The organism is Vibrio sp. V39_P1S14PM300 (genome assembly GCF_009904765.1).
GTDB classification, from domain to species: domain Bacteria; phylum Pseudomonadota; class Gammaproteobacteria; order Enterobacterales; family Vibrionaceae; genus Vibrio; species Vibrio proteolyticus.
In genome coordinates this window covers 1-25,840 of record NZ_WXWP01000077.1, presented here as the reverse complement: position 1 = coordinate 25,840, position 25,840 = coordinate 1, and the positions used below count along the sequence as shown (strand labels likewise).

The following is a 25,840-nucleotide window of genomic DNA, read 5'->3' as shown; positions in this document are numbered from 1 at the left end:
AAGTCGTCGGTACGGAATGCACCATTGACACCGTTACACATGTCACCGCCGTGAATTCGACCAGTAATGATGTGATTGACCGCATCGCGAATACCGATCTGGTCACCACGGCCGTCGGCCCGAACGTACTTGACATCATTGCCAAAACCATCGCAACCGGCATCGCTAAGCGCTTTGAGTCCGGTAACGATAACCCTCTGAATATCATTGCCTGTGAAAACATGGTGCGTGGCACTACCCACCTGAAAGGCGAAGTCTACAAGCATCTTGATCCGGCGCTGCACACCAAAGCGGATGAGCTGGTAGGTTTTGTCGACTCAGCGGTTGACCGTATCGTTCCACCAGCCGAAGCCGCCAATGACGATCCTCTGGAAGTGACCGTCGAAAGCTTCAGCGAATGGATCGTCGATGAAAGCCAGTTCAAAGGCGAAGTGCCGGACATCAACGGCATGGAAAAAACCGATAATCTGATGGCGTTTGTTGAGCGCAAATTGTTCACTCTCAACACTGGCCACTGCATTACCGCGTATCTCGGTTGCCTGAAAGGTCACAAGACCATTCGTGAAGCAATTGAAGATCCTCAGATTCGCGCCGATGTAAAACAGGCAATGGAAGAGAGTGGCGAAGTGCTGATCCGTCGCTACGGTTTCGATCGGGCATTTCACGCCGCGTACATTGAGAAAATTCTCGGACGCTTTGCGAATCCGTATCTGGTGGATGAAGTGGATCGCGTTGGACGCCAGCCAATTCGCAAATTAGGGCCAAACGATAGATTAATCAAACCATTACTGGGTACAATCGAGTATGGCACTGATAATCACATGCTGCTCAGAGGCATCGCCGCAGCGTTGAAATACACCAACGACAGCGATCCACAAGCGGTCGAGCTGCAAACATCGCTACGTGAACATGGCCTGAGAGCCACTCTGGCTCACTACACCGGTCTGGATGAGAACGGTGCAGAAGCCACGCAGGTTGAAGCTATCTTCAACCAATTGTAAGTCGTATGGGGCCATATGGCCCCTTTTGAATCACAACGTTAATCACTTTATGGCAGACCAGTTAAACGAAACCGAAATCTTAGAGCGTCTCAACAATACCCCCTCGGTACGCGGTTTTTTTATTGCGACGGTGGAGATATTCGAAGTCGCCATTGATGTGCTGATGCAACGAATTTTCCGCAAAGACAACTTCGCGGTTCAATCGGTGGTTGGCCCTTTGCTGCACGATTCCGGTCCATTGGGTGATCCGGCGGTTCGTCTCAAATTGTTGTATGGTTTGGGCGTTCTGCCCGACCCGATTTACCACGATATTGAAGATCTGATTAAGCTACGTAACAAGCTAAACAGCGATGGCGCTGAGTACGAATTTACCGACCCGACGATACTTGAGCCAATACGCAAACTGAATCTGGTGCAGAAAATGGGCATGGTTCAACTTGAAGTCATGGAACCGGATGGCGATATCGATCTGGATTTTTATCAGTTGCAACTACAGCGGCAACAACAAATCATTAAATCCGGGCTTTCGCTTGCCATTGTCGAAATGTGCAGTGAGCTGGATAAAGAAAGCCCATTTTAGATGCGTTTATTTTTGTGGCGCATACGCGGTCGGGACAATAAACAACGAGAAGAACGTACCCGCAATCAGTCCACTGACCAACACCAGACCGATATTCACCTGTCCGACTGAATCCGGCCCTGTGGCGAACACCGGGTGTTTATTCCGGCAGCTTCATGACAGCACTCCTGAGGTTGCGGCTCATCTGTTGCAGTGGCATCCGACATAATACCTGATGGTTGGGTTGGATCACCCGGACGCTGATGCCAGCATGCAAGCTCTGTAAACCGGTTGTCACGACTGGCTCACCAACCTTCCCCCCTTACTCGACGATCACCATGCCGTTGGCAATGTTGTCGCCCAACTGCACAGTTTGGCGGGTAACACGCTGATCCTTGCCTATCAGCCATACATTGCGCTGCTGGTCAGCGGCCACAATCGCATTCTGAGTGAGAAAAACACGCTCATTTCGGCCGTCGATAGCAGAATTTTTCATGGATATGCAGCAGTGATGATTCGTCAGCGAATCGCGCCGTTTTTCAATCGTGACGACAAATTTTAATCATTAGACTCACACCCGCTTTTGTCCGTTAATGCGCGCTGACGCGACACCGTGTCGGGTGTGACCTCCACCAGCGGCAGGTCACGATTTTCTGTTTTATCTTGGTGGCCGACTCGGCCAGCAGATAACGATTGCTTGAGATGAAATGTGGAACAAGTATCCAAACTAGACAGCGTACGTGCTGATTACAACGTCCATTACTGGAGTCAGGGTTTTTACGGTATCGATAACAACGGTGAAGTTTACGTTTCGCCACGCAAAGATAATGCGCATCCGATGCCGCTGAGCCAGATTGTGCACCAGATCGAACAGCAAGGTCTCAACCTGCCGGTGTTAGTGCGTTTTCCACAAATTCTGCATCAGCGAGTACACAACATCTGTCAGGCATTTAATCAGGCGATTGAAGAGTACCAGTACCCGAACAATTATCTGTTGGTGTATCCGATTAAGGTAAACCAGCAGCGTGAAGTTGTCGATGAGATACTGGCCAGTCAGGCTCAGCTGGAAACCAAACAATTGGGTCTGGAAGCCGGCAGTAAACCTGAGCTGCTCGCAGTTCTGGCCCTGGCGCAGAAAGCCAGCTCAGTCATCGTCTGCAATGGTTACAAAGATCGTGAATACATGCGTCTGGCTCTGATCGGCGAAAAACTCGGTCATAAAGTCTTTATCGTGCTGGAGAAAATGTCTGAGCTCGACTTAGTGCTGAAAGAGGCCAAAAGCCTGGACGTAAAACCCCGGCTTGGGATCCGCATTCGTCTTGCATCGCAAGGCGCAGGCAAATGGCAGTCCAGCGGTGGTGAGAAATCTAAGTTCGGTCTTTCCGCATCGCAGGTACTCAATGTGATGGATCGGCTGCGCAGTGAAAATATGCTTGATGCGCTGCAACTGGTGCATTTTCATCTGGGTTCGCAAATGGCCAACATTCGTGACGTGCGCAACGGTGTCAATGAATCCGCCCGCTTCTACTGCGAACTGCGCAGCATGGGGGCACACATCGACTATTTCGACATCGGTGGCGGCCTGGCGGTGGACTACGACGGCACACGCAGCCAGTCGTCCAACTCGATGAACTACGGTCTGGCGGAATACGCACGCAACGTAGTGAATACCGTTGGTGACGTCTGCCTGCAGTACGGACAGCCAACGCCGGTGATCATTTCGGAATCAGGCCGTTCACTGACGGCACACCATGCGGTCCTGATCACAAACGTCATCGGCACCGAAGCGTACCATCCGGAGAGTGTCTCTGAACCGGAGTGGCACGACCCTCTTCTGCTGCAAAATATGTGGCGTAACTGGGAGTGCCTGCAAGATGGTATGGATGCTCGCGCACTGATTGAAATTTACAATGACACCCAGAGTGACCTGGCCGAAGTGCATTCTCAGTTCGCCACGGGCGTTCTCAACCTGCAGCAACGTGCTTGGGCAGAACAACTGTCGCTGAGAGTCTATCATCAGCTCAGTCACAAGATGAGCACAAAGAACCGTTTCCACCGGCCGATCCTCGACCAGCTTAGCGAACGTCTGGCAGACAAGTTCTTCGTCAACTTCTCGTTGTTCCAGTCGCTGCCGGATGCCTGGGGTATCGATCAGGTATTCCCGGTCCTGCCACTGTCAGGGCTGGACCGTCTCGACGATCGCCGAGCCGTGATGCTCGACATCACCTGTGACTCTGACGGAGCAATCGAACAGTACGTGGAAGGCCAAGGCATTGAAACGACCCTGCCCGTACCAGCGTGGACCAAAGATCAACCCTATTTGATGGGCTTTTTCCTGGTCGGTGCGTATCAGGAAATATTGGGTGACATGCACAACCTGTTCGGCGACACGCACAGCGTGGTAGTGAACATCCATGACAATGGCCAGGCTGAGCTGACGTCGATCAACGAAGGCGATACGGTGGAAGATATGATGCGCTACGTCCATATTGATGTAGACAGCATCCGTGAACATTACCGCGAACTGGTGCGCCTGCGCGTATCCGGCCACGAACAGCAGACCATTCTGGATGAACTGGAACAGGGTCTGAGCGGGTATACTTACTTAGAGGACTTTTAAATGAATGATTTGTTTAGCAAAACCGATTATTCACTCTATTCCAATGCGATGACATTCCTGCGTCAGCCTTATCAGCGCGATCCATTGGAAAGCGATGCGGATTTGGTGGTGCTTGGGGTTCCGCTGGATATGGCGACATCAGGACGTCCCGGTGCCCGGATGGGCCCGGATGCGATTCGCCGTGCATCAGTGAATCTGGCCTGGGAAGGTAAAAAGTTTCCATGGGAATTTAACGTCTTCAAACGCGCCAAAGTGATCGATGCTGGCGATCTGGTGTTTGATTGTGGCGACGCAGAAGATTTTACCTACCGGCTTGAAGCTGCCACCTCAGAGATTCTGAAAAGCGGCAAAACCGTGCTGGCACTGGGAGGGGATCATTTCATTACCCTGCCCATCCTGCGTGCTTATGCCAAGCACCAAGGTGAAATGGCGTTGATTCATTTTGACGCGCATACCGACACCTACGCCAATGGCAGCAGTTATGATCACGGCACCATGTTTTATCATGCGCCGAATGAAGGCCTGATCTCACCGAAACATTCGGTTCAGATCGGGATCCGAACCGAGTACGCTCAGGAGCGTCATGGCTTTAATGTCATCAACGCGATGCAAGCCAACGATCTGCCCGCCGCTGACATCGTCACTCAGATCCGCGACATCACCGGTGACAAGCCGGTTTACGTTACGTTTGATATCGATTGTCTGGATCCGGCTTTTGCCCCGGGGACCGGTACACCGGTCTGTGGTGGACTCAACTCGGACAAAGTGCTGAAAATCATTCGCGGCCTGGCCGGGATGAACATTGTCGGCATGGATGTAGTGGAAGTATCGCCGCCCTACGATCAGAGCGACATTACCGCCCTGGCCGGCGCCACCATTGCTCTGGAGCTGATGTACGCTTGGGCGTTCAACCGCGACAGCGAAAAAACCGCCTGATCATCTGTCCAAAAAATAGCCCCGAATGGGGCTATTTTTATTGCTATTCTCTGGGTTTACGTAAACGAAAAAAGGAGAATTACCAACGGCGTATCGTCCCAAATAGGTGGCATTATTTGCGCGAAGGGGCCCAATTAGAGAATTTTTTCGTTACCTTCTGAACACAAATCGCCCGGGCCTGTTCGTGTACCGCCTGAGTGGACTCTTTCATGCAGGTCAGGTAGTCAGCAATGTATTTTTCGAAGACCCCTCGCGCTTTGCCCGGTTCCGCTGCCAAACGGTTGACCAGCGCACGCGGTCCGACTTCAAAGTGCTGTGAATCAATGGGGTAGTTCCAGTAACCACCCCAGGTCAAAAAACCGTTCTCAGCGAAAATATCGATCACGTCTTCTGCCATGCCACTGCGAACCGGTTTGCCAGCCCGGTAAGTATATCGGTTCAGATACTGCTTGGTGGATTGTTCGGGCTGTACACTGACCCGATTATGATCATCAATGTCGATAAACGGGTTCTGCACCGGATTGATATCAATAGCCAGACCAAATGCGTGTTTCGACCACTCCGTGCCGCCGGTCATCGGCCGGGCATTGAAGCCGCTGGTGTTGTTGGCCGTCATCGACGCTTTGTCACTGCCGTTGAAATGTTCAATGGGCAGTACGGATTGCATCGGCACCTTGCGTTGATAGAGTGCCTCAAAAATGCGCTCAACACGATGCGCAACCGAATTCATCACCACCACCGCGCCTTGTTTGACCTCGCCATTAAAATCATAGTGGTGCACGTGTACCGTCGACAGGCGATCGCATTGAATCGGAGATTCATTGCTTATCGCCCCTTTTTCCCGCATCACTTTGCATTGTTGCGGGGTGATTGGCTCAACACTCGCCAGTGCCGACGTACTCAGCAGCAGTGGCAGCACAACAATCGATGACAGAATTTTTCCAGGCATGGGGCAGCTATCCGAACATGTCGCAACATTGAGAAAAACACACCTTGCCCCATCCTGAAACGCTTTTCAAGCGCCTGCACTACAAGCGTGACAGAGTCGTCGCTTACGACCCCGCTTCATGTACCGAATCCCAGCCACTCTCCGACAACGAGCACGAGTCCTCTCACCACCGGTGTGCGGCACTCGCTGCTGATCAGATAAAGACCGGCAATATGCCCTCACCTTTGACCTGGCGAATCGCAAGATGGGTGTGGATATCTTTGACGTTTTCATGTTGCTGGAGCTTACGGATGAAAGATTCATAACCCGCCAGCTCTTTGCTGACTACCTCAAGCAGATAATCGTAGGCACCTGAGACCACGTGGCAACTGATCACCTCTTCCATCGCCATCACGGCCTGTTCAAAATCATCAATCGAACTGGCCTGATGATTATTGAGACTGACTTCAACAAAGACCGTCATACCCACCCCGATTTTGCTCTTGTTCAGGCAGGCACGGTAACCGTCGATCACCCCGCACTCCTCAAGACGTTTCAGCCGCCTCGCACAGGGTGAGGCGGACAAACCAACCATGTCCGCCAGTTCAGCCGTCGAGAGCCGGCCGTGTTGCTGGATCAACCTGAGCAAGTGACGATCGATTCGGTCCATTTTCAATCCTTTGCATTTTTCTATCAAAAAATAATTAAAACTGAGTTGATTCAATCATAGATCACTTTATTTTTACCACAACTTGCCCGGTTAATGCGTTATTTCCCTTTCATAATGGTATCCAATGTGTCCAACCTCACGAGACGGTTATGATTTCTGGGTATCTGGCGATACTGGCCACACTGTTGCTCTGGTCCGGTTTTTTTCTTTCACTTAAAGGCGGGGCGAATTCCGCACTGACTCCTGCGGATATTGCGCTAGCGCGCTTTATCTTCCCAGCCCTGGTGCTGTTACCCTGGGTAATGAAAGCGCGTCAGCAATTGCTGGCCGTCCCACGTCGTTACCACGTCGGCATGCTAGTTGGCTGCGGCCTGCCTTATCTGCTGGTGGCCAGCACCGCCATGCAGTATGCGCCCGTGGCTCATGGCAGTGCCCTGATCCCCGGAACACTGCCACTGTTTGTGTCAGCGATTGCCGTGAGTTGCTATGCTCAGCCGCTCAGCCGTCACCGTCTGGCTGGCCTGACACTGGTGCTCAGCGGCATTGGATTGTTCCTTTATTCCAGCCTTTCCACGTATAACTATGCGCAACTGAATGGCCACATGCTATTCCTACTTGGCAGCCTGATGTGGGCAATGTTCACCATCAGTGCCCGGGTCGCCAATCTGCATCCTTTGGTCAGCGCGGGTTATATTTCTCTGGTCTCTGCTGGCGCATTACTCGTATTGATTGTCAGCGGACGCCTCGACAGCCATCTGGCACAAACCGCCTTGGTCAACTGGCCGTGGAAAGAGGTCAGCGGGCATATCCTGCTACAAGGCGTTGGGGCGGGTCTGTTGGCGGCGTTTACCTATCTGCATGCGATTACTAAATTGGGTGCGGAGCGATCTGCGGCATTCGCTTCTGCCACGCCAGCTGTCGCTACTTTGCTGGCCATTCCTGTGTTTGGCGAGGTTCCAACGCCAGAAACCTGGACCGCGCTCGGCCTGATATGCGGGGGCAGCGTGATCGCCAGTAATGTCTTTATGAGAAACGACACCTCACTCGCCTACCAGCCACCGGGGCGCTGATGATCCGCGTTTTTATCCGCCAATCCAGTGTCGAATGGTAGTGAGACCAATAAAGTGGCGCAAAAACAGCGACGCCGCCCAATCATGAGCGGCGCCGACGGCAAACGGATAGGTTACAGCGGATTTTTGCGACTTGGCAGGAACACTTCGCCCAACATACAACGCACGCTGCCGCCACCGATGTCTTCAATGGTTTTCACATTAAAGGGCAGCAGTTTACCGTGACTCGACAACTGTGCGCGCTGCGCGGGTGAGAACGCATCAAACGCCGACTGAGACATCGCAATCACTTTGTCACCATTGACCGTTTCCAACTGCAGAATATTGCCGCAGAATCGGTTCATTTGATCTATCGAAATCGAGATCACCTGCTTGTCTTTGGCCAGTGATTTGAGCACGAAACGGCGTTCAAACTCCGGGATCACTTCATCACAGATCACGCAGAATCCTTCGCCAATCGCCATCATCACATTGGTGTGATAAATCGGATGGCCAGACGGCAATGCAGTCTGGAACGACACCACGCGTGAATAACCGATGCGCTCAGCATAATCTTCCAGCACTTCGCGATCACAACGTTGAGACAACGCCGCGTAAATTGTCCGGTTAACGTGATCAATCACCATCACGCCGGTACTTTCCAGATGCGCATTGCTGTTGAGATAATCGACCAGTGAGTCCTGATGACTGACCAAACGGCCTGCGTCACTTAATGCCTCAACTAACGCATCAGGGCGAACTTCCTGCTGACGGTTCTGACACGCCATTGGGAACGTATAAAAGCCGCCTTCCGCCGTGGTACTGAACCAGTTATTCGGAAAAACCGCATCAGGCGTTTCCACTGCCGAAAGCGGATAATCAAACTCAACAACCTGCACGCCTTCACGGCGTAACGTGGCCACCATCGCATCAAATTCAGCCATTGCTTGCTGGCGTACCTGGTTATCGCTCAGGTCAACCTGATGCTGGAATTCATTGTCCTGAGCCGTCTCTGCGTTATACTTGAACTCCTTCGGCGGCACCATCACCACACAGTTGGCGTTCTGGACGGTCTGGTAATCCGGACTTAATTTTTCTTGTTCCTGCAACATGTTCGGACACTCATCTCTTCACTAAATTTATTCAGATTGTAAACATATTGTTAAGCCTGATTTTGCTGAATTTCAGACTTTCATCATCCAAAACTTAACGACTTAACTGAATAAAAACCATTTTACAGTAATTTTCACTGCCACCAAGACGGAATATTTGCGTTGCTCGCATATTATGCAAGTGAATGAAGTGGGAAAACCTGCCTAAATGTGCACATTTCATATACAATTGCAGCACTCTGCCTGATCAATACACCCAATAACCCCCTTGACGGATACAAACACCATGAGGTGACAGGCTGATGACGTTGGCTTTTTAGGACGAATTATGTTTAAGAAATTTGAAGGATTCACCCAACCTTTCCCCGACAAAGAACCGGAACAACCGCCTGCAGGTATTTTCGCGTTTTGTCGTTACTACACGCGCGGCTTTGAAATTCCACTGCTGATCATGTCTTTAATGGCCACCGTGGTGGCGATCGTCGAAGTATCGCTGTTTGGCGCAATGGGCAATCTGGTTGACTGGTTGTCGAGCAGTAACCCTGAGACCTTTTGGCAAGACAATCGCAGTGACTTGATGTTTTACGGCGGCTTATTGTTGGTGGTCATGCCGGTGTTGGTTGTCGGCTACTCACTGCTGGTCCATCAGACATTGCTTGGTAACTATCCCATGTCGATTCGTTGGCTGGCGCATCGCTACCTGCTCAAGCAAAGCCTCAACTTCTACCAGGATGACTTTGCCGGCCGCGTCGCCACTAAAGTAATGCAGACGTCACTGGCGGTGCGGGAAACCGTTATGAAGAGCATGGACGTATTTGTGTACGTTTCCGTGTATTTCACCTCAATCATTGTTTTGCTGGCTCAGGCCGACTGGCGCCTGATGATCCCGATGATGATCTGGCTGTTGTGTTATGTCTCGATTCAGATCTACTTTGTTCCAAAACTCAAACAGGTCGCCTCCGAACAGGCTGATGCCCGCTCGACCATGACCGGCCGCATCGTCGACAGCTACACCAACATCGCCACGGTGAAACTGTTTTCACACAGCAAACGGGAAACCCAGTACGCAGAAAAAGGCATGCAGGGTTTTCTGGATACGGTATACCGACAAATGCGTCTGGTCACCGGCTTTGACGTCGCAGTGGAAATCACCAACTACATTCTGGTGTTCTCGATAGCCGCATTGTCGATCTTCTTGTGGATGGACAACGCCATCTCCATAGGCGCGATTGCGATTGCCATCAGTCTGGCGCTGCGGATTAATGGGATGTCGATGTGGATCATGTGGGAAGTCGGGGCCTTGTTTGAAAACATGGGTACCGTCGTCGACGGCATGCGCACCATGGCCAAACCCATCGACATCAAAGACAAACCCGGAGCGAAAGATCTGCAGGTACATCAGGGCGGCATTGAGTTTGATGATGTGAGTTTTCACTACGGAGAGGAGGCGAAAGGCGTCATCAATCATCTTAACCTCCACATCAAACCGGGAGAAAAAGTCGGCCTGGTGGGCCGTTCTGGCGCGGGCAAATCGACCTTGGTGAATTTGTTGCTGCGTTTTCACGATGTGGAAGGTGGCCAGATTAAAATTGATGGCCAGGAAATTTCACACATCACGCAGGACTCGCTGCGTCGCAACATCGGTATGGTGACTCAGGATACCTCGCTGTTGCACCGCTCAATTCGCGACAACGTGCTGTATGGAAACCCGGATGCGACCGAAGACGATTTGCTCCGCGCGACCAAACAGGCCCATGCGCATGAGTTCATTGAGACGCTCAGCGATCCGTTCGGCAACACAGGCTACGACGCTCAGGTTGGCGAGCGCGGGGTGAAATTGTCCGGTGGCCAGCGTCAGCGTATCGCCATTTCCCGGGTATTGCTGAAAGACGCGCCCTTGCTGGTGCTGGATGAAGCAACCTCAGCACTCGACTCAGAAGTCGAGGCCGCTATTCAGGAAAGCCTTTACGAACTGATGGAAGGCAAAACCGTGATCGCGATTGCCCACCGCCTATCCACCATCGCCGCCATGGATCGCCTGATCGTGCTCGACAAAGGTCACATCGTCGAGCAAGGCACTCATCAGGAATTGCTGGCAGCCAATGGCATCTACGCGCAATTGTGGGCGCACCAGACCGGCGGTTTCCTTGGCGAACAAGAGCCGGAGCAGCAAAGTGCATAACTCACACATCACTGATAACGGCGGCCTCAGGTCGCCGTTTTTATTGCGGCAGTGTTCTGAGATATTGTTTGGGCGAAATGCCAAACCAGTGGCTGAAACGCTGGCTGAATCGCTCTGGCGATTGATATCCGCACGCCAGCGCCAGAGCGAGCTGTTGACGCTCCCCCCCTTGCATTAACGCCAGTGCATGGTTCATTCTGACCTGCAGCAAAACATCCCGAAAGCGGGTATCGTGCTTTTTCAAACGGCGAATCAATGTCGCCCGGCTGATGGCAAAATACTGACATACCTGCTCCATCGAATGCGCTTCATCCGGCGCTCGACTCAAATAACTAATCAACCGCACCAGCAGCGAGTCCTCTTCTGCTGGGAACAGCAGATGTAAGCGACCGTGTTCCGCCAACTGTTGATAGAGGGCGTTTAACCAATGGGTCTGTGTCGCGAGGCTGTAGCGCGATACATCAAGCTGACTCAGGTGGCGCAGCGTCTCTTGCAGAGCTTTATCCAGTTTTAACAGCGCCCCGCTCCTGTCCGCGGCGCAGCAACGGCTATACTCCAGCATGTCACGAGCGGGCGCGATGTGAAAGCTCACTTGCAGAGAACAAAACCGGCCCTGCGCCGGCCGGTTTTCAAAACTGAGCCGCTCACGAGCAGACACCAGCAACATCATCCCCGCCTCAATGTCGGCAGTCTGGTGCGTCTGAAACACACGCTTACTGCCCGCTTGAATCCAGAACAGCGAAGGCACCAGCACCGCGACATTACGCAAATGTTGCGGATGCAACCCCTGATAATAACTGACTGAAAAGGCCCGCTCTGTCATCACACCTCCTTTAACGAGAATAGGTGGCCGTCAACGTTGCTTGATCCAAAGCCATACTATTGAGCATGTACCCGGCCAACGCTGGCGAGGCACTCTCAGGCAGATCCAGAGTTTCAACCGGCAACGCCCAGACGGTAAACTGGTAGCGATGCATACCATGGCCTTGTGGTGGGCACACACCGCCAAACCCCGGATGACCGTAATCGTTGCGCAGCTCCACGGCACCTAACTTGCCCAAATCCGCCCCTTTGGCCAACGCGGTTACCTTCGCGGGAATATCCACCGCACTCCAGTGCCACCAGCCGCTGCCTGTGGGCGCATCGGGATCGTAAGCCGTGACCGCAAAACTCTTGGTCCCCTTGGGCGCCCCGCTCCAGCTCAGTTGCGGCGAATGATTCTTACCCGCACAACCAAATCCCTGAAACTCGAATTCCGCCCGCATCGGCTGGCCTTCCTGGATGTCCTGACTGTGCAACTGCAAGGCGAAAGTTGGCAGCGACGTCAGAGATGAAGCGGCGATCAACGCCAATAAAGTGGGTTTCATGATGTTCTCCTCAAATGAAAGTGGACCTACATCCTAACCACTCGCCAACAATAAATAGTGACTGTAAGTATCCAAATAGTCCATAGAATAAACATTTCTGATACTTTTCGTTGCATCCTGACTTATCTTGCTGCGAAGACCTTGTCACACCGCGGGGGCATTAATATACTCTTGCTCCATCTATTCCCCTTATCGATAAGTCCACATGAACAAGAGCTTACTGACGAATATTGTTGCTATCGCCGTTTTGGCCGGTGGTTATCAGTTTGACAACCAGATCGCATTTTACGCTGGTCTGTTCGCTTTCTCCGGCGCCATCACCAACTGGCTGGCTGTGCATATGCTGTTTGAAAAAGTGCCCGGCTTGTATGGCTCTGGCGTGATTCCCGCTCGATTCGAAGAGTTTAAAGCCGCAATTAAAACTCTGATGATGGAGCAATTTTTCACCGACACCAATATCGACCGGTTTCTGAACAAAGAGATGTCCGGCGATAAAACATTGGATCTGGAGCCCGTGATCGCTAACGTCGATTTTAATCCGACCTTCGATTCGCTGGTGGAAGTAATTGCTAACTCTCCGTTTGGTGGCATGCTGGCGATGTTTGGCGGCACCGAAGCACTGCAACCACTCAAAGAACCGTTTGTCGAAAAAATGCAGGCATCCGTCATTGAAATCAGTCAGAGCGACAATGTCAAAGCGGCGCTGAAAGAGCAGTTGGAATCGCCGGCGATGATGGATGAGATCAAGCACAATATCGAAAACATCATCGATCAGCGCCTCAATGAGCTGACACCTCAACTGGTCAAGGAGATCGTGCAGAAGATGATTAAGCAGCACTTAGGCTGGCTGGTGGTCTGGGGCGGCGTGTTCGGCGGCCTGATTGGAGTACTGACCGCTCTGGTTGCCTGATAACCGGATGAAAAAAGCCGCTCAACCGAGCGGCTTTTTTAAACCAACTTACCCTTAACGCCCACTGAGCGCCTGAATCAGCCTCAGGTGCCAAGTGATTTCACCGTACGACAGCAAGTCAAACAGGGTAAAAAACACCACACAGATGATCGCCAGTTTTATCAGTCTTTTTACTATTAACATCTTTCTCTCCGGGAGCACTACTTTTCAGGACTCCGTCATCACCGCATCACAACCACTCTGACGTCGCGACCAATACCCGGCCAGCGCTGAACCACTGATATTATGCCAGATAGAAAATATCGATCCGGCGATCGCGGCACCGGGGGCAAAAAATTTCATCGCCAACGCCGTTGCCAGTCCGGAATTTTGTAACCCGACTTCAAATGCGATTGTCCGGCACACTCGTTTATCAAAGCCCAACATTAAGGTGACCCAATACCCAGCCGCCAAACCAATCGCATTATGCATCATGACAGCCACCAGCACCACGGGGCCAACTTCCCGGAGTTTACCGGCCGTCAGTGCCACGACAATCGCGATGATGAAGACAATCACGGCCATTGAAATAAGCGGCAGAAACAGCGCAACCCGCTCGACCAGCCGATGCAGATACGTGTTGACCACCACGCCCACCACCACCGGCAGCAACACCACTTTGAGCAGGCTGACAAACATGCCCGCCACGGGAATATCCACGCTCTGCCCAGCGAGCAATTCCACCAGCAAAGGAGTCACCGCCACCCCGATCAAGGTGCTCAGTGCCGTCATGCTGATGGACAGCGCCACGTCACCTTTCGCCAGGAAGCACATCACGTTGCTGGCGGTGCCACCCGCCACGCAACCGACCAGAATCATCCCCACCGTTAGAGTCGGGTCAAATTGCATAACGCGAGCAACCAGTAACGCCACCAGCGGCATCACGGTGAACTGCAGCGCGACACCAACGGTCACCGCGGCGCGATTCTTTAGTACATTGGCAAAATCTGCCGGCTTGAGCGTCAATCCCATCGACAGCATGATGACAGCCAGTAGCGGCACAATCAGAGATTTAAAGTCGACAAACCAGTGAGGCTGAAACAACGCGGCCGCCGACAACAATACCGCCCAAAGCGGAAAGAGATTAGTGATCATCCTTAACATCAGAACCTTATCCTTGCAGATCGTTTCAAGCAGTAGCGCCGCAGCGCCTTACCGTAGAACCGATAAATACCGAGCGCCTATCTAACCAAAATTGCGCTCTGCCGTCGATACTATTAACAAAAGGATAAGCGCCTGAGAGAAAACGGCGTCCGAATTAACCGCAGACGCCATGCATAACAAAAGCCGTGAAAGACCTTGCCGAACCGTTAAGGTAACTCGCCCCGCGCAGTGATGCGCCCATGCGGATTGACCTCAATCTGATACGGTGTGGCATGCACGCCATAGGCGTGGAATATCGCGTTGCCGTGATCAAAGATCAACGGAATATCCAGTTTCATGCGCTTGGCAAAGTCGTTTGCCACAGACTCATCGACATAAAATGGGCTGATCACTCCCACCCAGGCCCGGTCAGACTCGGACGCCACTTTTTGGTTCAGACGCGCTATTTTATTTTCGCAATCAGGATAGTGGGGCATCGGACACATGGAGTCCAAAAATACCAGCGAGACAGCCTGAGGCTGCAGGTCGAGCAACGACGCCAGAGAAACGGATTGACCGCTTAGCGTCTGACGACCAAACTTGGGCGCGTTGTCTCCCACATCAGGACGGCGGTAGTCGGTGGCGAGTGGGTCTGCTTCGGACACGGCGCCACTGGATGCTGCCGTGCTGGCCACTTTAAGATTGAGCGAACGGCTTAACTCATCATCGCTGCCAGAAAACACCACCCGCCCTTCTTCAATCAGCACGTGATGCGGCGTCTGCCAGATTTGCATCTGGTTCATCATGGCAAATCCACGGTCCAGTACCAACGGCGCGACCTGAGGAAAGAATTGTTGGTAATCTTTCATTTGTGCCTGGGTAATGTTCAGATCCGGCTGGATCCAAACGGTCGGAAACTGTTCCGTAAAAGTATCTGGCAGCGAATCGACGTATTTCAGCGCACCGCTTTTGGCATCGTAATTGTCCCAGATGTTGAAAAACACCAGATGCGTATTGTGCGTCAGTTCAATGGATTGGCCGGCGACACTCTCAACACGATGCGGCAAACTGGTTGCAGCCGCGGAGAAACACATCAAGATCAGCGTGATTAGTGTTAGGTAGTTCATCGTTGTTCTCCTTGCGGCTTGTCTTCAGACCAATGTTCGATCATCTGGTCAAGTTGATCCGTGGCAAGAAACGTGCGGTAAGCGATATGGCCGTCGCGGTCAATCAGAATGTGCTGCGGCGTACCCACCACGTTAAAACTGCGGGTAATGGCGCCATCGGCATCAAACACCACCGGCAGGTCATAACCATTACGCTGCATATAAGCTTGTGCGCCTGCCGGCGTCTGGTTAAAGCCCACGTTAACGGAAATCACCTCCACCTCGTCCCCGTAATTGTCCTTAATAGACTGCAAATGCGGCATCTCCGCTTTGCAGTAGTTGCACCACGTCGCCCAGAATTTTAGGTATACCGGCTTTTCGCCACGAAACTGGCTGAGGTCGATACTACGACCAGTGAGTGTTTGAGCCGTGAGTTCCGGTGCTTGAGGCAGCGCCGCCGCATGGGTTGTGCTGACCAAGCCAAGTTGCAGGGCCGACACCAGCCCAAACGCACTAAGAAGCGTTTTTTTCATAGTAAGTTCCTTATCGTAGGAGGGTAAAAATCTGCCAGAAGAAATAAAAAGACGCGGCAAACATCGGTAATGCCATCAACCATTTGACCACCAACATCCAGCGCCCCGAGCGTGGAATGGTCGTCAGCAGGCCCGTAAAAGAGCCGGCGGCGATCAGCAAGGCACTCATGCCAAAAGCGAATACGAACATCAGGCTCGCTCCCCAAGCCGGATTCCCGTCTGCCGCGACGTACATCAGCATCATGCCGAGTACCGGGGAGGTACAGGGCGCCATCACCAGTCCAGATACCGCGCCTGCCAGTAATACATTCAGCCAGGCACTTCGCACCGAAATTGCCGTGCTTGTCATCAGGTTGGACATTGCCACCCATCCCGACATCCAAAGCGCCATCAGCAGACACAGGCCAGCCACCAACAGCAAAGTCAGTGGATGCGTGGCCACGGTGCCAAACAGTTGCCCACTGCTGGCGGCCAGGTAGCCAAGCAGGCTGTAGACCAGCGCCAGGCCGAGGACATACAAGAGTGAAAAAGCCACGCTTTGTGATCGTGTGCGGGCCTGGCTGCCCACGACCGAAACCGTGATCGGCAGCATCGGATAAACACACGGAGTCAGGCTGGTCAGCAGACCGGCGGCAAACACCACAGCGAGTAAATAAAAGGAAGGTTGGCCTTGAAACAGCAACGTCTGAATGGTGGTTTCCATCGTTCGGGTCCTGAGAGCGTGAAGTTGCCTCAAGTTATATCCTGCCTGACTTCCGGCCATATCAGATCGGCCTAAAATCCAGCTAAAATCGAGATAAAATCATCTAAAATCCCACCGAAAACGGCCCATAACGATAACCAATACCATTGAGCCCAAACATGGAAGTGATTTACTATTCCGTCACGATTTTTTAAACAGCCGTGTCCGACTATGGTTCGATTTGCCCATTTTGAATTTGATGCACAAACCGGTTATCTGTATGACATGAGCAGCAATGACCAACGCCAGGAAATTAAACTGCGCCATAAAGTCGCCGAGTTACTGTGTTATCTGATCGAACATCGCGATCGTGTGGTCAGCAAAGACGAGCTTCTCGGCGCACTGTGGCAGCATGGTGAGTTCCGCGATACGTCTCTGACTCAAAGTATCCGCGATCTGCGCAAAGCACTGGGGGACAAAGCGCAGCAACCGCATTATGTACGTACCTATCCGCAACGCGGCTACCAATGGATTATGCCGCTTGCCACCGACGCAGCCGTGACGGTTGACGAGATACCAGCGAGCCAAGACATCACCATACCCAAAACGTCATCCAACTGGCTCAAGTTCAGCCGTGTCCATTGGGCAACGCTTACGTTATGTCTGGTGGCGACCGCCGTGGCAGCCTGGCAACTGCTGCCATGGACAGCATCCAAGCCACCATCGGCCAGCGAGCATGTGGTTGTCATGCCGTTTCATAACCGCTCTGGCCTGGCAGAACTCAACTGGGTAGAACTGGGACTGGCAGACATGCTGTCTATGGTGCTGCGCCAGAATGCGCAGGCAGACATCACCTCCCCCAGCCAGAGTCAGATGTGGCTGTTAAACGCCAACCTGACGCAACCGACCTCAGAGAGCGACATTCGTACGTTATTGAATGCACGTCAGGCCGATGTCGCCATCACCGCCGCTGTCCGGTTGTACAATCAACAGCAAGTGCTGGATTTCCGGCTGATCCACGCCGATGGACGCATACAGCAAGGCAGCATCAGCTATCCGTCGTTACCGGGGGAAATCTACGCCGTCGGGGAGCAAATCAACCTGCTGCTCAATCCGCAGGCAATGCCAAAGAAAAGCAGTGGTAAAACCTTCCTCAAACTCAGTTCTGAAAGCTTTGCCGAGGGGATCAGTGCACTTGAGCAGCAAGGGGCGTATCGGGCTCGGCGTTATTTCAGTGCAGCGGCGGTGTTGGACCCTAGTGATCTGTGGCCCCAGGCTTATCTGGGTCGCAGCCAAGTGTTGCTTGGAGAGTGGACAAGCGCGGAGCAAACTCTGGTTACCGTCGCCAAACACCTCACCGACAGTGATCCGGTGCTGGCCGCGTTCGTTGCGGTCTGGCACGCTGAATTGGCCCGGCGGCGCGGCGACGAAGACCAGCAGCCACGAGTGGCTCAGGCAGTCGCGCTGGCCGAAAAAAGCGAAGACAAAGCCCTCAAGCTGCTCAGTTATCGCCTGGCGGCCAGAGCTGCCTGGGCCGCGATGCAATGGCGTGATCATCAGCAGTGGCTCACTCGCGCCCGGGCGCTGAGCGATAATCTGGTGGCGCTGGATGACCAGGCCGACATGTTGTTCTACCTGGGCAATCAGGCGAATGAAGGGCTGGAACAGAGCCCTTGGTCAGACATCAGACAAAATGGCCTGCAACTGAGAAAGGCCCTGAATTACTATCAACAGCTGGATTACCGGCCACGCATAGCGGACACGCAACTGGCGATCGCTCGCAACTACAGCCTGCCGCTCAGTGAGCGGCAGCAGGCGCTGGAGCAAGCCATCACCGCGTACCGTGAGCTGCATCAGCCTTACGAGTTGACAGAGGCACTGCTGTACGCGGGGTTTTTTCATCTCCAGCAGCATCAGGGCCGCCGCGCAGAAGCTTTATTCCGTGAAGCTCAGACATACGCTAAAACCTTAGGCAACCCGCACTTTCGTGAGATGGTTCGTTTTTATCTCGCGTTTGCCATGTTAGATCAGGGGCTGTTCGATGCCGATCAGCTGAAGCTGCAGCAGGCAATCCAAAGGATGACGGAATTGCTGCCTCAGTTGGATAATCCGCTGCTGGCACTGTCAACGCACATCTTCCTCGGTTGGGGGTACGCCGCGCAGGGTGACACGGCCAAGGCTGAACAGTATTTGCTTCAGGCCATCGAACTTGGGGACAACGGCAGCGCACCAACCACTCATCATTACGCGGTCTACTCGTTGATGAAACTCTATCTGGATCAAGGACAATACCAACGGGTGCTGGCGCTGCAACACTACCCGGTGACGACTCGGCTGCAGGCCCGTTATCTGGCGCGTGCTTACAGCGCGCTGGGAGAGCATCAAAGAGCGGTTGCCACTCTCGCACAATTTGCCCAACAGTTTCCGCATTACTGGGGAGAAACCGATCAACACCAGTTGGAAAACTACCAGCGCCTCGCCAGCGGTCAGACCATCCCATTGCAAATCGAACCGCAGGCGCATTCCGTGTATTGTGAAACCGAGTGGCAAAGCTGAGCACAAACCAAAAGGCCGTTCTGCGTCAGCAAACGGCCACAGATATCACAGGAATCGCACGAATTACAAAGTAGAAAGTAACTCTGGATTCACGCCGAATCCGGTTTTGTGTTCTTCGATCACCACTTCACTTCGGGTCTGAATCACCCCGGGTAACGTCCCCAATTTGGACGACATAAAGTTCTGATACGCCTTCATGTCTTTGACCCGCACTTTGATCATGGTATCGAAATCTCCCGACAACGAATAACACTCTTCAATTTCGGGCATCATGGATACCGCAGCGGCAAACTTTTCGAAAATCGAAAAACTGGTCTGATCAAGGCGAATATGAATAAAGACCTGTACATCGAGGCCGAGCTTCTCGGGGTTTAACTCCGCATGATAGCCTTTGATGTAACCTTCTTTTTCCAGACGTTTGACCCGATCGGAGCAAGGCGATGTCGTAAGGTTGACCTGACGAGCCAGCTCCACCATCGACAGACGGCCTTTCATATGCAGAGTACGGAGGATTTCGCGGTCAATGCGATCAAGTTCCATGGTGGCTTCTCGTTGTTCTGTTAGCTAGCAAGATAATACTGGATCGGCTGGCAAGAAGGAATGCCGCGCGCAGAAACCAAAATGGCCGCATTTCGCGGCCATTTCAGCTAGTGTGTCAAACTTTTTAAGCAGCGTGAGCGTTCCCAATCGGGGTCGCCTTGCTCATCTCGGAGCGAGTGTTGCAAACCCGGCAGAACGCCTGTTGCTCCATCTTCACGTAATGCTCGCCCTGAAACAGCATGGCAAACCAGGTAAACACCGACTGCTCTTCGTTCTGACATCGCTTCATTACCATTTTGTGTGGGGTAATCTTACGACAGCAATGGCAGTACGCTTCCGGCATGATGTTTCTCCTTTTAACAAGTCCGAGGTGTCAGTTTTGTGGACACATTCTGCGCTTAATGGTTCCGATTGCTCAAACTTTAGTATTAAATTCGTGACACTGTGCAAAAAAACGCGTCAGGGTATTGTCAAGAGCAAAGATATTACCCCGGTAACAGTTTGATCGAGATCAAAAACGCCCCGGCAAGCCGGGGCGCTGAAACGCAGAGGTGGAGACTTAGTCTAGCTCTGCCAAGTGCTTTTCAAAGCTTGCATGCTGAGAAATGACCACTTTGTCAGGCGCACCCGTTGCCAGGCTGACACCAACGATCGCCAGCGTCGAGAAGATGATGCCCGGTACGATTTCGTACACATCGAACCAACCACCGGTCAGCTGTTTCCAGACCACGATGGTAACACCACCAATGATGATGCCCGCCAGTGCGCCGTTACGGTTCATGCGAGACCAGTAAAGGCTCAGTACGATAGCCGGACCAAATGCCGCACCAAAACCAGCCCAGGCGTAAGACACCAGACCCAGCACTGAGCTGTCCGGCGTCATCGCCAGCACCAACGCAACGATAGAAATCGCGATTACAGCAATACGGCCTACCATTACGATCTCTTCTGAGCTCGCGTCTTTCTTGAACACTTGCTTGTAGAAGTCTTCCGCCAGTGCAGAAGAAGACACCAACAACTGTGAATCCGCCGTACTCATGATGGCCGCCAGAATCGCCGCCAGCAAGATACCCGCCACGACAGGGTGGAACATCGCGTTCACCAGCAGCATGAAGATTTTTTCACCATCGTCCAGGGACAGGTCACCTGTGCTGTTGACGTAAATCAGACCAACCAGACCAACCAGCATCGCGCCAATCATAGACAAGGCGGTCCAGATCACGGCAATGCGACGAGCAGTGGTCAGGTCTTTGTTTGAACGTGTCGCTTTAAAACGAGCCAGAATGTGAGGCTGACCAAAGTAACCCAGACCCCATGCAACCAGCGAGATGATCGCGACGGCAGTCAAAGGCTCACCTTTGGAATCTTGCCACAGTGTCAGCAGGTTCGGGTTGATGTTCGCCAGATCCGTCGACAGGTGACCAAATCCGTTTTCCATTGCCGCAATCGGTACGATCAGCAGTGCAGCCGCCATCAACAAACCTTGCACCAGGTCAGTCCAGGACACCGCCAGGAAACCACCAAACAGCGTGTAAGATACCACACACACTGTGCCGACGATCACCGCCGTGGTGTAGTCGAGACCGAAGACGGTTTCAAACAGCTTACCGCCTGCAACCAGACCAGAACTGGTGTAGAAAAGGAAGAACAGCAGAATGAAGAATGCAGAAATGGTCTGAATCAGTTTTGAGTTGTCATTAAAACGACGAGACAGATATTCAGGCAAGGTCAGCGAGTCAGTAGTGATACTGTAGGTACGCAGACGTTTAGCGCTGATCAGCCAGTTCAGCCAAGTACCCACCAGCAGGCCACCAGCCAGCCAGAATGCCTCAATACCCGCCGCATACGCGTAGCCAGGCAGACCCAGCAACAACCAGCCACTCATGTCGGATGCACCGGCAGACAACGCTGCTGGCCAAGGTCCCAGGGAACGACCGCCCAGGAAATAATCTGACGAGTTTTTCGTTCGTTGGTATGCGATCACACCGATAGCGAGCATCAGTATCAGATACACGATAAAGGTGGTTGTAATAGCGAAGCTATTTTCCATGTACAAAATCCTCTTAAAAAGATCGCCTTCAATATGGCCCCCTCTTGCGAAGGAGCCGACTCAGAAGGGCTAGTGGGTTTCGTTCCCTAGCTCAAGCAAGGTCGCGTTACCACCCACTGCTGTTATATTTATAGTTCGGGTGCGTTCGGTGATAAACCGAAGCGAGAGATGTGGATCGTGCGCCACAGGTGTTGCGTCCAGATCCGTTTCCGAAACCAGGCCAATAATTGCGCCTTCACGTTTCGCTAGTTGACGGTTAAGCGTACGCTCGACCGAGGTGGTTCCTACATACCCAACACTTCTTACGTCTGATTCCAGCAGCTGTTGATAAGCGTCGTAAGAGACAAACTGAATCAGGTTGGCAGGAATGGAAGACTGCTCAAAAGCAGCCTGCAAAGCCTGAGTTAACGGCAGATCATCACTGCATACCACGATGCCGTTTCCGGCAATCAGTGCAGCGGTCAGCTGTGCAACAAAGGCACGTTGTGCTTTTTCACTCTGATCATTCTGGATGAGCAGAGCCACACCGCGGCCTGCGGTGTAGAGCTCGTTGGTTTCTCCCGTCGGCCCAACCAATTGATGCGGTTGAGCAAGCAGTGCCGAAGCCTGCTGAAGATGGTATGAGATCACGCCGGCAAGGCCTGGCATGCTCTCTTGCAGCGCATTTTTAAACGCCAGCAAACATTCACTTTTTGAATCGAAATCCGTCAGATTCCAGTTTTCCCATGCCGAGTAAGCATCAGAAAAGCGTGCAACTTGATGTACCATGTAGATTCTCCTTACTTACCGGTTAAGCGAACTGGGTCTGAGTGAAGCGGAACAGGTAGTGTGGGCCACCGGCTTTTGGTCCGGTCCCGGACAAGCCTTGTCCACCAAACGGCTGAACGCCGACCACCGCCCCAACCTGGTCACGGTTGATGTAGCAGTTCCCGACCCGGGCGTGTTTCTCAATCCAGCGGTAAGTCGTTTCATTGCGGCTGTGGATACCCATGGTCAAACCGTAGCCTGTGTTGTTGATTTCAGCCACTACGTTAGCCAGTTCGCTCGCCTTAAAGCGCACGATATGCAGAATCGGACCAAACTGCTCTTCTTTCAGGCACGCAATCGAATCAATTTCAAACGCACTTGGCGCGACAAAATCGCCATGCTGACACGTTTCATCCAGTTCAACCTGAGCTACTTTATGCTGAGTCTGACTCATCAGTTCCAAGTGCGCCGTCAGCTTGGTTTTGGCCGTTTGATCAATCACCGGTCCGACGTCCGTACTGTGCAGATAAGGCGTGCCGACTTTGAGTTCACCCATCGCGCCCTGAATCAGTGTTACGATGCGATCCGCCACATCTTCCTGAACATACAGGACCCGCAGAGCCGAACAACGCTGGCCAGCCGACGCAAACGCCGAACGAATCACATCACGAACCACCTGCTCAGGCAGTGCGGTACTGTCCACGATCATGGCATTCTGACCACCGGTTTCCGCAATAAACGGCACCGGCGCGGCATCACGCTCTGCCAGAGACTGGTTGATGCGCTGTGCCGTCGTCGTCGAACCGGTAAACGCCACGCCCGCGATCGCCGCATGCGACGTTAATGCACTGCCGATTTCTGCGCCGCGGCCCGGCAGCAGTTGAATCGTCCCGGCCGGGAATCCAGCTTGCTGCATCAGCTCAACGGCACGTGCGGCAATCAGACTGGTTTGTTCCGCCGGTTTGGCAACCACAGTGTTGCCCGCTACCAATGCAGCGGTGATCTGACCGAGGAAAATCGCCAGCGGGAAGTTCCACGGGCTGATACAAACGAACACACCGCGTCCCTGACGGGAAACGTTGCGCACCTGACCATCAAAGCTGGTCACGGCCAACTCACCCAATGCATCGACCTGCTTGGCGTAGTAACGACAGAAATCGACGGCTTCACGCACTTCATCAATGCTGTCATGGATAGTTTTACCCGCTTCCTGGTGACAGATGGCAACCAGCTCAGCCAGATTGTCTTCCAGCAAGTCGGCCAGTTTCTCCAGGGCAGCGCTGCGTGTGGCTGTCGCTGTCTGGTTCCAGCTGGCAAAAGCGTGCTGAGCCCCTTCAATGGCAGCGGAAACATGATCAAGGTTCGCGTAAGCCACCTGACCCACTTCGATACGACGATCATAAGGCGCTTTGACGATTTCCATCGCCTGTTCAGCCTTGATCATGCTTTCGAACAAAGCTTCACCGTTGATCACTGGCCCTGCCGTCCAACGCTTGGTCAGCCAGGCTTGCACCTGCGCTTCAAACGGCGCATTTTCACTTTCAATATCAACGTTCACGCCATACGAGTTACGACGCTCCGGGAACACCTGCGGTGGCAACGGAATCTTGTTGTTGTTGAGTGTATCGAAGGCCAGCAACATATCGACAGGATGTTGAGTCAGGGTTTCAACCGGACAGCGCGCATCCACCAGACGGTGCACGAACGAGCTGTTAGCACCATTCTCAAGCAGACGACGTACCAGATACGGCAGCAAATCTTTGTGGCTGCCGACCGGCGCGTAAATGCGCACCGATTGCTTATACGCGGCCATAGCGTGGTGATAGAGCGAATCCCCCATCCCATGCAGGCGCTGGAACTCAAAATCTTTGTGCGAAGCCATCACCGCAATCGAAGTCACGGTCTGAGCATTGTGGCTGGCAAACTGCGGGTAGATGTTGCCACGCACGTTGTCGCTCAGCAGGAAGCGCGCACAAGCCAGGTACGCGACGTCGGTGGCTTCTTTGCGCGTATACACCGGGTAGTTGCTGTAGCCAGCCTGTTGAGACCATTTGATTTCGCTGTCCCAGTAAGCGCCTTTCACCAGACGAAGCGGGATCAGATCTCCCTGCTCTTTCGCCAACGCGTTCAGCCATACCAGCACCGGCAATGCACGTTTGGAGTATGCCTGAATCACCAGACCGAACTTGCCCCAGCCTTTAACCTGCTCGCTGCGGTAGACTTTTTCAAACAGCTTGAGCGACAGCTCCAGACGATCGGCTTCTTCTGCGTCAATGGTGATGGCCACATCCAGCTCCATCGCCCGGCTCAGCAGTTGCATCAAGGTGTCGTACAGTTCCGTCATTACACGCGCTTCGTTAGCCACTTCATAACGTGGGTGCAGCGCAGACAGTTTGATCGAAACCGATGGCGCCGGGCTGGTGTCGAGACCGTATTTATCACGTCCTACCGCTTCAATCGCCATCAGGTAATCTTTGAAATATTTGTTGGCGTCCGCGGTGGTCAGGGCCGCTTCACCCAGCATGTCATACGAGTAGGTGTAACCTTTGTCACGCATCGTACGACCGTTTTTCTGTGCTTCTGCAATCGTGCGTCCCAGCACAAACTGATGCCCCATGATCTTCATGGCCTGATACATGGCTTTGCGGATCACCGGTTCAGACAGCTTGTTGACCAGGCGGTTGACCGCTTGCCCCGGGCTCTTGGCGTCATCTTCTGACACACCGACCACTTTACCGGTCAGCATCAGGCCCCAAGTTGAGGCATTCACAAACACGGAATCGGAATTCTTCAGGTGAGATTTCCAGTCCGCTACGCTCAATTTGTCACGGATCAGAGCATCCGCCGTCGTCGCGTCAGGAATGCGCATCAGCGCTTCTGCCAGACACATCAACAGGATACCTTCCTGAGTATCCAAGCTGTATTCCAGCAGCAGGGCATCGATCATCTGAATCGATTTTTTGTCCGCGCGAATGGCGTTGATCAGTTGCGTCGTTTTCTGGCTGACTTGTTGTTTTTCCGATTCACTCGGGGTTGCCAGCGGCAGCAACTCTTTCAGCCATTGAGATTCGTCCACCATGTAGAGTGGCGAGATCAGTGACCACAGCTGTTCAAGCGGTTGCTCAACAAACTCAGTCTTTAACACATCAGTAGCAGTAAACATGCGTTTT

At 52.9% G+C, this 25,840-nt stretch carries 26 protein-coding genes; 8 read left to right on the top strand and 18 right to left on the bottom strand.

What is annotated here, in order from left to right:
• Both CAG65_RS03815 and CAG65_RS03810 read left to right on the top strand, forming a co-directional pair.
• The coding region (locus CAG65_RS03815; protein WP_161452289.1) for a mannitol-1-phosphate 5-dehydrogenase at positions 1–1,001 on the top strand (1,001 nt) is incomplete at its 5' end.
• Between the two features lie 49 nt (positions 1,002–1,050).
• A complete protein-coding gene (locus CAG65_RS03810) occupies positions 1,051–1,581 on the top strand; it encodes an MltR family transcriptional regulator (protein WP_021706260.1) in 531 nt (176 codons plus the stop codon).
• A 6-nt stretch (positions 1,582–1,587) separates the two neighbouring features.
• Here the strand turns inward: CAG65_RS03810 and CAG65_RS22370 are convergent, their stop codons facing one another.
• From CAG65_RS22370 to CAG65_RS03800, 3 genes are read right to left on the bottom strand one after another with little or no spacing between them, the layout of a single operon-like run.
• Positions 1,588–1,713: a hypothetical protein gene (locus CAG65_RS22370; protein ID WP_272924832.1), complete on the bottom strand. Its 126-nt coding sequence runs from the start codon at positions 1,711–1,713 to the stop codon at positions 1,588–1,590.
• Positions 1,714–1,720: 7 nt separating this feature from the next.
• Positions 1,721–1,858 (bottom strand): hypothetical protein, encoded by a 138-nt coding sequence (locus tag CAG65_RS03805; RefSeq protein ID WP_161452287.1) that lies wholly within the window; start codon positions 1,856–1,858, stop codon positions 1,721–1,723.
• Positions 1,859–1,882: 24 nt separating this feature from the next.
• On the bottom strand, positions 1,883–2,056 hold the full coding sequence (locus tag CAG65_RS03800) for a hypothetical protein (protein WP_161452285.1): 174 nt from the start codon (positions 2,054–2,056) through the stop codon (positions 1,883–1,885).
• A 213-nt stretch (positions 2,057–2,269) separates the two neighbouring features.
• On the opposite strand from CAG65_RS03800, the gene speA reads away from it, so the two are divergent.
• Positions 2,270–4,180, top strand: coding sequence for an arginine decarboxylase (gene speA, locus CAG65_RS03795; protein ID WP_161452283.1), 1,911 nt, complete (start codon positions 2,270–2,272; stop codon positions 4,178–4,180).
• The gene (gene speB, locus CAG65_RS03790; protein ID WP_161452281.1) at positions 4,181–5,116 is read left to right on the top strand and encodes an agmatinase; all 936 of its coding nucleotides are present in this window, start codon (positions 4,181–4,183) and stop codon (positions 5,114–5,116) included. It abuts the gene before it with no gap.
• A gap of 112 nt (positions 5,117–5,228) precedes the next feature.
• Here speB and CAG65_RS03785 read toward each other — a convergent pair whose 3' ends face one another.
• Positions 5,229–6,065: a M15 family metallopeptidase gene (locus tag CAG65_RS03785; protein ID WP_161452279.1), complete on the bottom strand. Its 837-nt coding sequence runs from the start codon at positions 6,063–6,065 to the stop codon at positions 5,229–5,231.
• A 193-nt stretch (positions 6,066–6,258) separates the two neighbouring features.
• Positions 6,259–6,714 (bottom strand): Lrp/AsnC family transcriptional regulator, encoded by a 456-nt coding sequence (locus CAG65_RS03780; protein ID WP_021706265.1) that lies wholly within the window; start codon positions 6,712–6,714, stop codon positions 6,259–6,261.
• 149 nt (positions 6,715–6,863) lie between these two features.
• On the opposite strand from CAG65_RS03780, the gene CAG65_RS03775 reads away from it, so the two are divergent.
• Positions 6,864–7,784 carry a DMT family transporter gene (locus tag CAG65_RS03775; protein ID WP_161452278.1) on the top strand — a complete coding sequence of 307 codons (921 nt, stop codon included), beginning with the start codon at positions 6,864–6,866 and terminating at the stop codon, positions 7,782–7,784.
• Positions 7,785–7,897: 113 nt separating this feature from the next.
• Here the strand turns inward: CAG65_RS03775 and CAG65_RS03770 are convergent, their stop codons facing one another.
• Positions 7,898–8,875, bottom strand: a complete 978-nt coding sequence (locus CAG65_RS03770) for an arginine deiminase-related protein (RefSeq protein WP_161452276.1) — start codon at positions 8,873–8,875, stop codon at positions 7,898–7,900.
• A 328-nt stretch (positions 8,876–9,203) separates the two neighbouring features.
• On the opposite strand from CAG65_RS03770, the gene CAG65_RS03765 reads away from it, so the two are divergent.
• A complete protein-coding gene (locus CAG65_RS03765) occupies positions 9,204–11,057 on the top strand; it encodes an ABC transporter ATP-binding protein (protein WP_161452274.1) in 1,854 nt (617 codons plus the stop codon).
• A gap of 40 nt (positions 11,058–11,097) precedes the next feature.
• On the opposite strand, the gene CAG65_RS03760 is transcribed toward CAG65_RS03765, so the two are convergent.
• On the bottom strand, positions 11,098–11,880 hold the full coding sequence (locus tag CAG65_RS03760; protein ID WP_161452272.1) for a helix-turn-helix transcriptional regulator: 783 nt from the start codon (positions 11,878–11,880) through the stop codon (positions 11,098–11,100).
• A gap of 10 nt (positions 11,881–11,890) precedes the next feature.
• A complete protein-coding gene (locus tag CAG65_RS03755) occupies positions 11,891–12,424 on the bottom strand; it encodes a YbhB/YbcL family Raf kinase inhibitor-like protein (RefSeq protein WP_161452270.1) in 534 nt (177 codons plus the stop codon).
• Positions 12,425–12,629: 205 nt separating this feature from the next.
• Between CAG65_RS03755 and CAG65_RS03750 the strand changes: the two genes are divergently transcribed.
• On the top strand, positions 12,630–13,334 hold the full coding sequence (locus CAG65_RS03750) for a DUF445 domain-containing protein (RefSeq protein WP_161452269.1): 705 nt from the start codon (positions 12,630–12,632) through the stop codon (positions 13,332–13,334).
• A gap of 54 nt (positions 13,335–13,388) precedes the next feature.
• Here the strand turns inward: CAG65_RS03750 and CAG65_RS22365 are convergent, their stop codons facing one another.
• From CAG65_RS22365 to CAG65_RS03730, 5 genes are all read right to left on the bottom strand, one after another.
• Positions 13,389–13,517, bottom strand: a complete 129-nt coding sequence (locus CAG65_RS22365; RefSeq protein ID WP_040902863.1) for a hypothetical protein — start codon at positions 13,515–13,517, stop codon at positions 13,389–13,391.
• Between the two features lie 24 nt (positions 13,518–13,541).
• Positions 13,542–14,477, bottom strand: coding sequence for a bile acid:sodium symporter family protein (locus tag CAG65_RS03745; RefSeq protein WP_161452267.1), 936 nt, complete (start codon positions 14,475–14,477; stop codon positions 13,542–13,544).
• 206 nt (positions 14,478–14,683) lie between these two features.
• The gene (locus tag CAG65_RS03740; RefSeq protein WP_161452264.1) at positions 14,684–15,583 is read right to left on the bottom strand and encodes a peroxiredoxin family protein; all 900 of its coding nucleotides are present in this window, start codon (positions 15,581–15,583) and stop codon (positions 14,684–14,686) included.
• Positions 15,580–16,095, bottom strand: coding sequence for a TlpA family protein disulfide reductase (locus CAG65_RS03735; protein WP_161452262.1), 516 nt, complete (start codon positions 16,093–16,095; stop codon positions 15,580–15,582). Before CAG65_RS03735 ends, CAG65_RS03740 begins: the two co-directional genes overlap by 4 nt.
• Before the next feature lie 10 nt (positions 16,096–16,105).
• Positions 16,106–16,798 carry a cytochrome c biogenesis protein CcdA gene (locus CAG65_RS03730; protein WP_161452261.1) on the bottom strand — a complete coding sequence of 231 codons (693 nt, stop codon included), beginning with the start codon at positions 16,796–16,798 and terminating at the stop codon, positions 16,106–16,108.
• 210 nt (positions 16,799–17,008) lie between these two features.
• Here CAG65_RS03730 and CAG65_RS03725 point away from each other — a divergent pair, with 210 nt between their 5' ends.
• On the top strand, positions 17,009–19,333 hold the full coding sequence (locus tag CAG65_RS03725) for a winged helix-turn-helix domain-containing protein (protein WP_161452259.1): 2,325 nt from the start codon (positions 17,009–17,011) through the stop codon (positions 19,331–19,333).
• Between the two features lie 63 nt (positions 19,334–19,396).
• Here the strand turns inward: CAG65_RS03725 and CAG65_RS03720 are convergent, their stop codons facing one another.
• From CAG65_RS03720 to putA, 5 genes are all read right to left on the bottom strand, one after another.
• Entirely contained in the window at positions 19,397–19,873 is a 477-nt protein-coding gene (locus CAG65_RS03720; protein WP_021706277.1) for an Lrp/AsnC family transcriptional regulator, read from the bottom strand.
• 124 nt (positions 19,874–19,997) lie between these two features.
• On the bottom strand, positions 19,998–20,216 hold the full coding sequence (locus tag CAG65_RS03715) for a hypothetical protein (RefSeq protein WP_161452257.1): 219 nt from the start codon (positions 20,214–20,216) through the stop codon (positions 19,998–20,000).
• Between the two features lie 216 nt (positions 20,217–20,432).
• Positions 20,433–21,923 carry a sodium/proline symporter PutP gene (gene putP / locus CAG65_RS03710; protein WP_021706279.1) on the bottom strand — a complete coding sequence of 497 codons (1,491 nt, stop codon included), beginning with the start codon at positions 21,921–21,923 and terminating at the stop codon, positions 20,433–20,435.
• A 69-nt stretch (positions 21,924–21,992) separates the two neighbouring features.
• Complete coding sequence (locus CAG65_RS03705; protein ID WP_161452255.1) at positions 21,993–22,691, bottom strand: 1-pyrroline-5-carboxylate dehydrogenase; 699 nt, start codon at positions 22,689–22,691, stop codon at positions 21,993–21,995.
• Between the two features lie 22 nt (positions 22,692–22,713).
• On the bottom strand, positions 22,714–25,833 hold the full coding sequence (putA, locus tag CAG65_RS03700) for a bifunctional proline dehydrogenase/L-glutamate gamma-semialdehyde dehydrogenase PutA (RefSeq protein WP_161452291.1): 3,120 nt from the start codon (positions 25,831–25,833) through the stop codon (positions 22,714–22,716).
• Between the last annotated feature and the right edge of the window lie 7 nt (positions 25,834–25,840).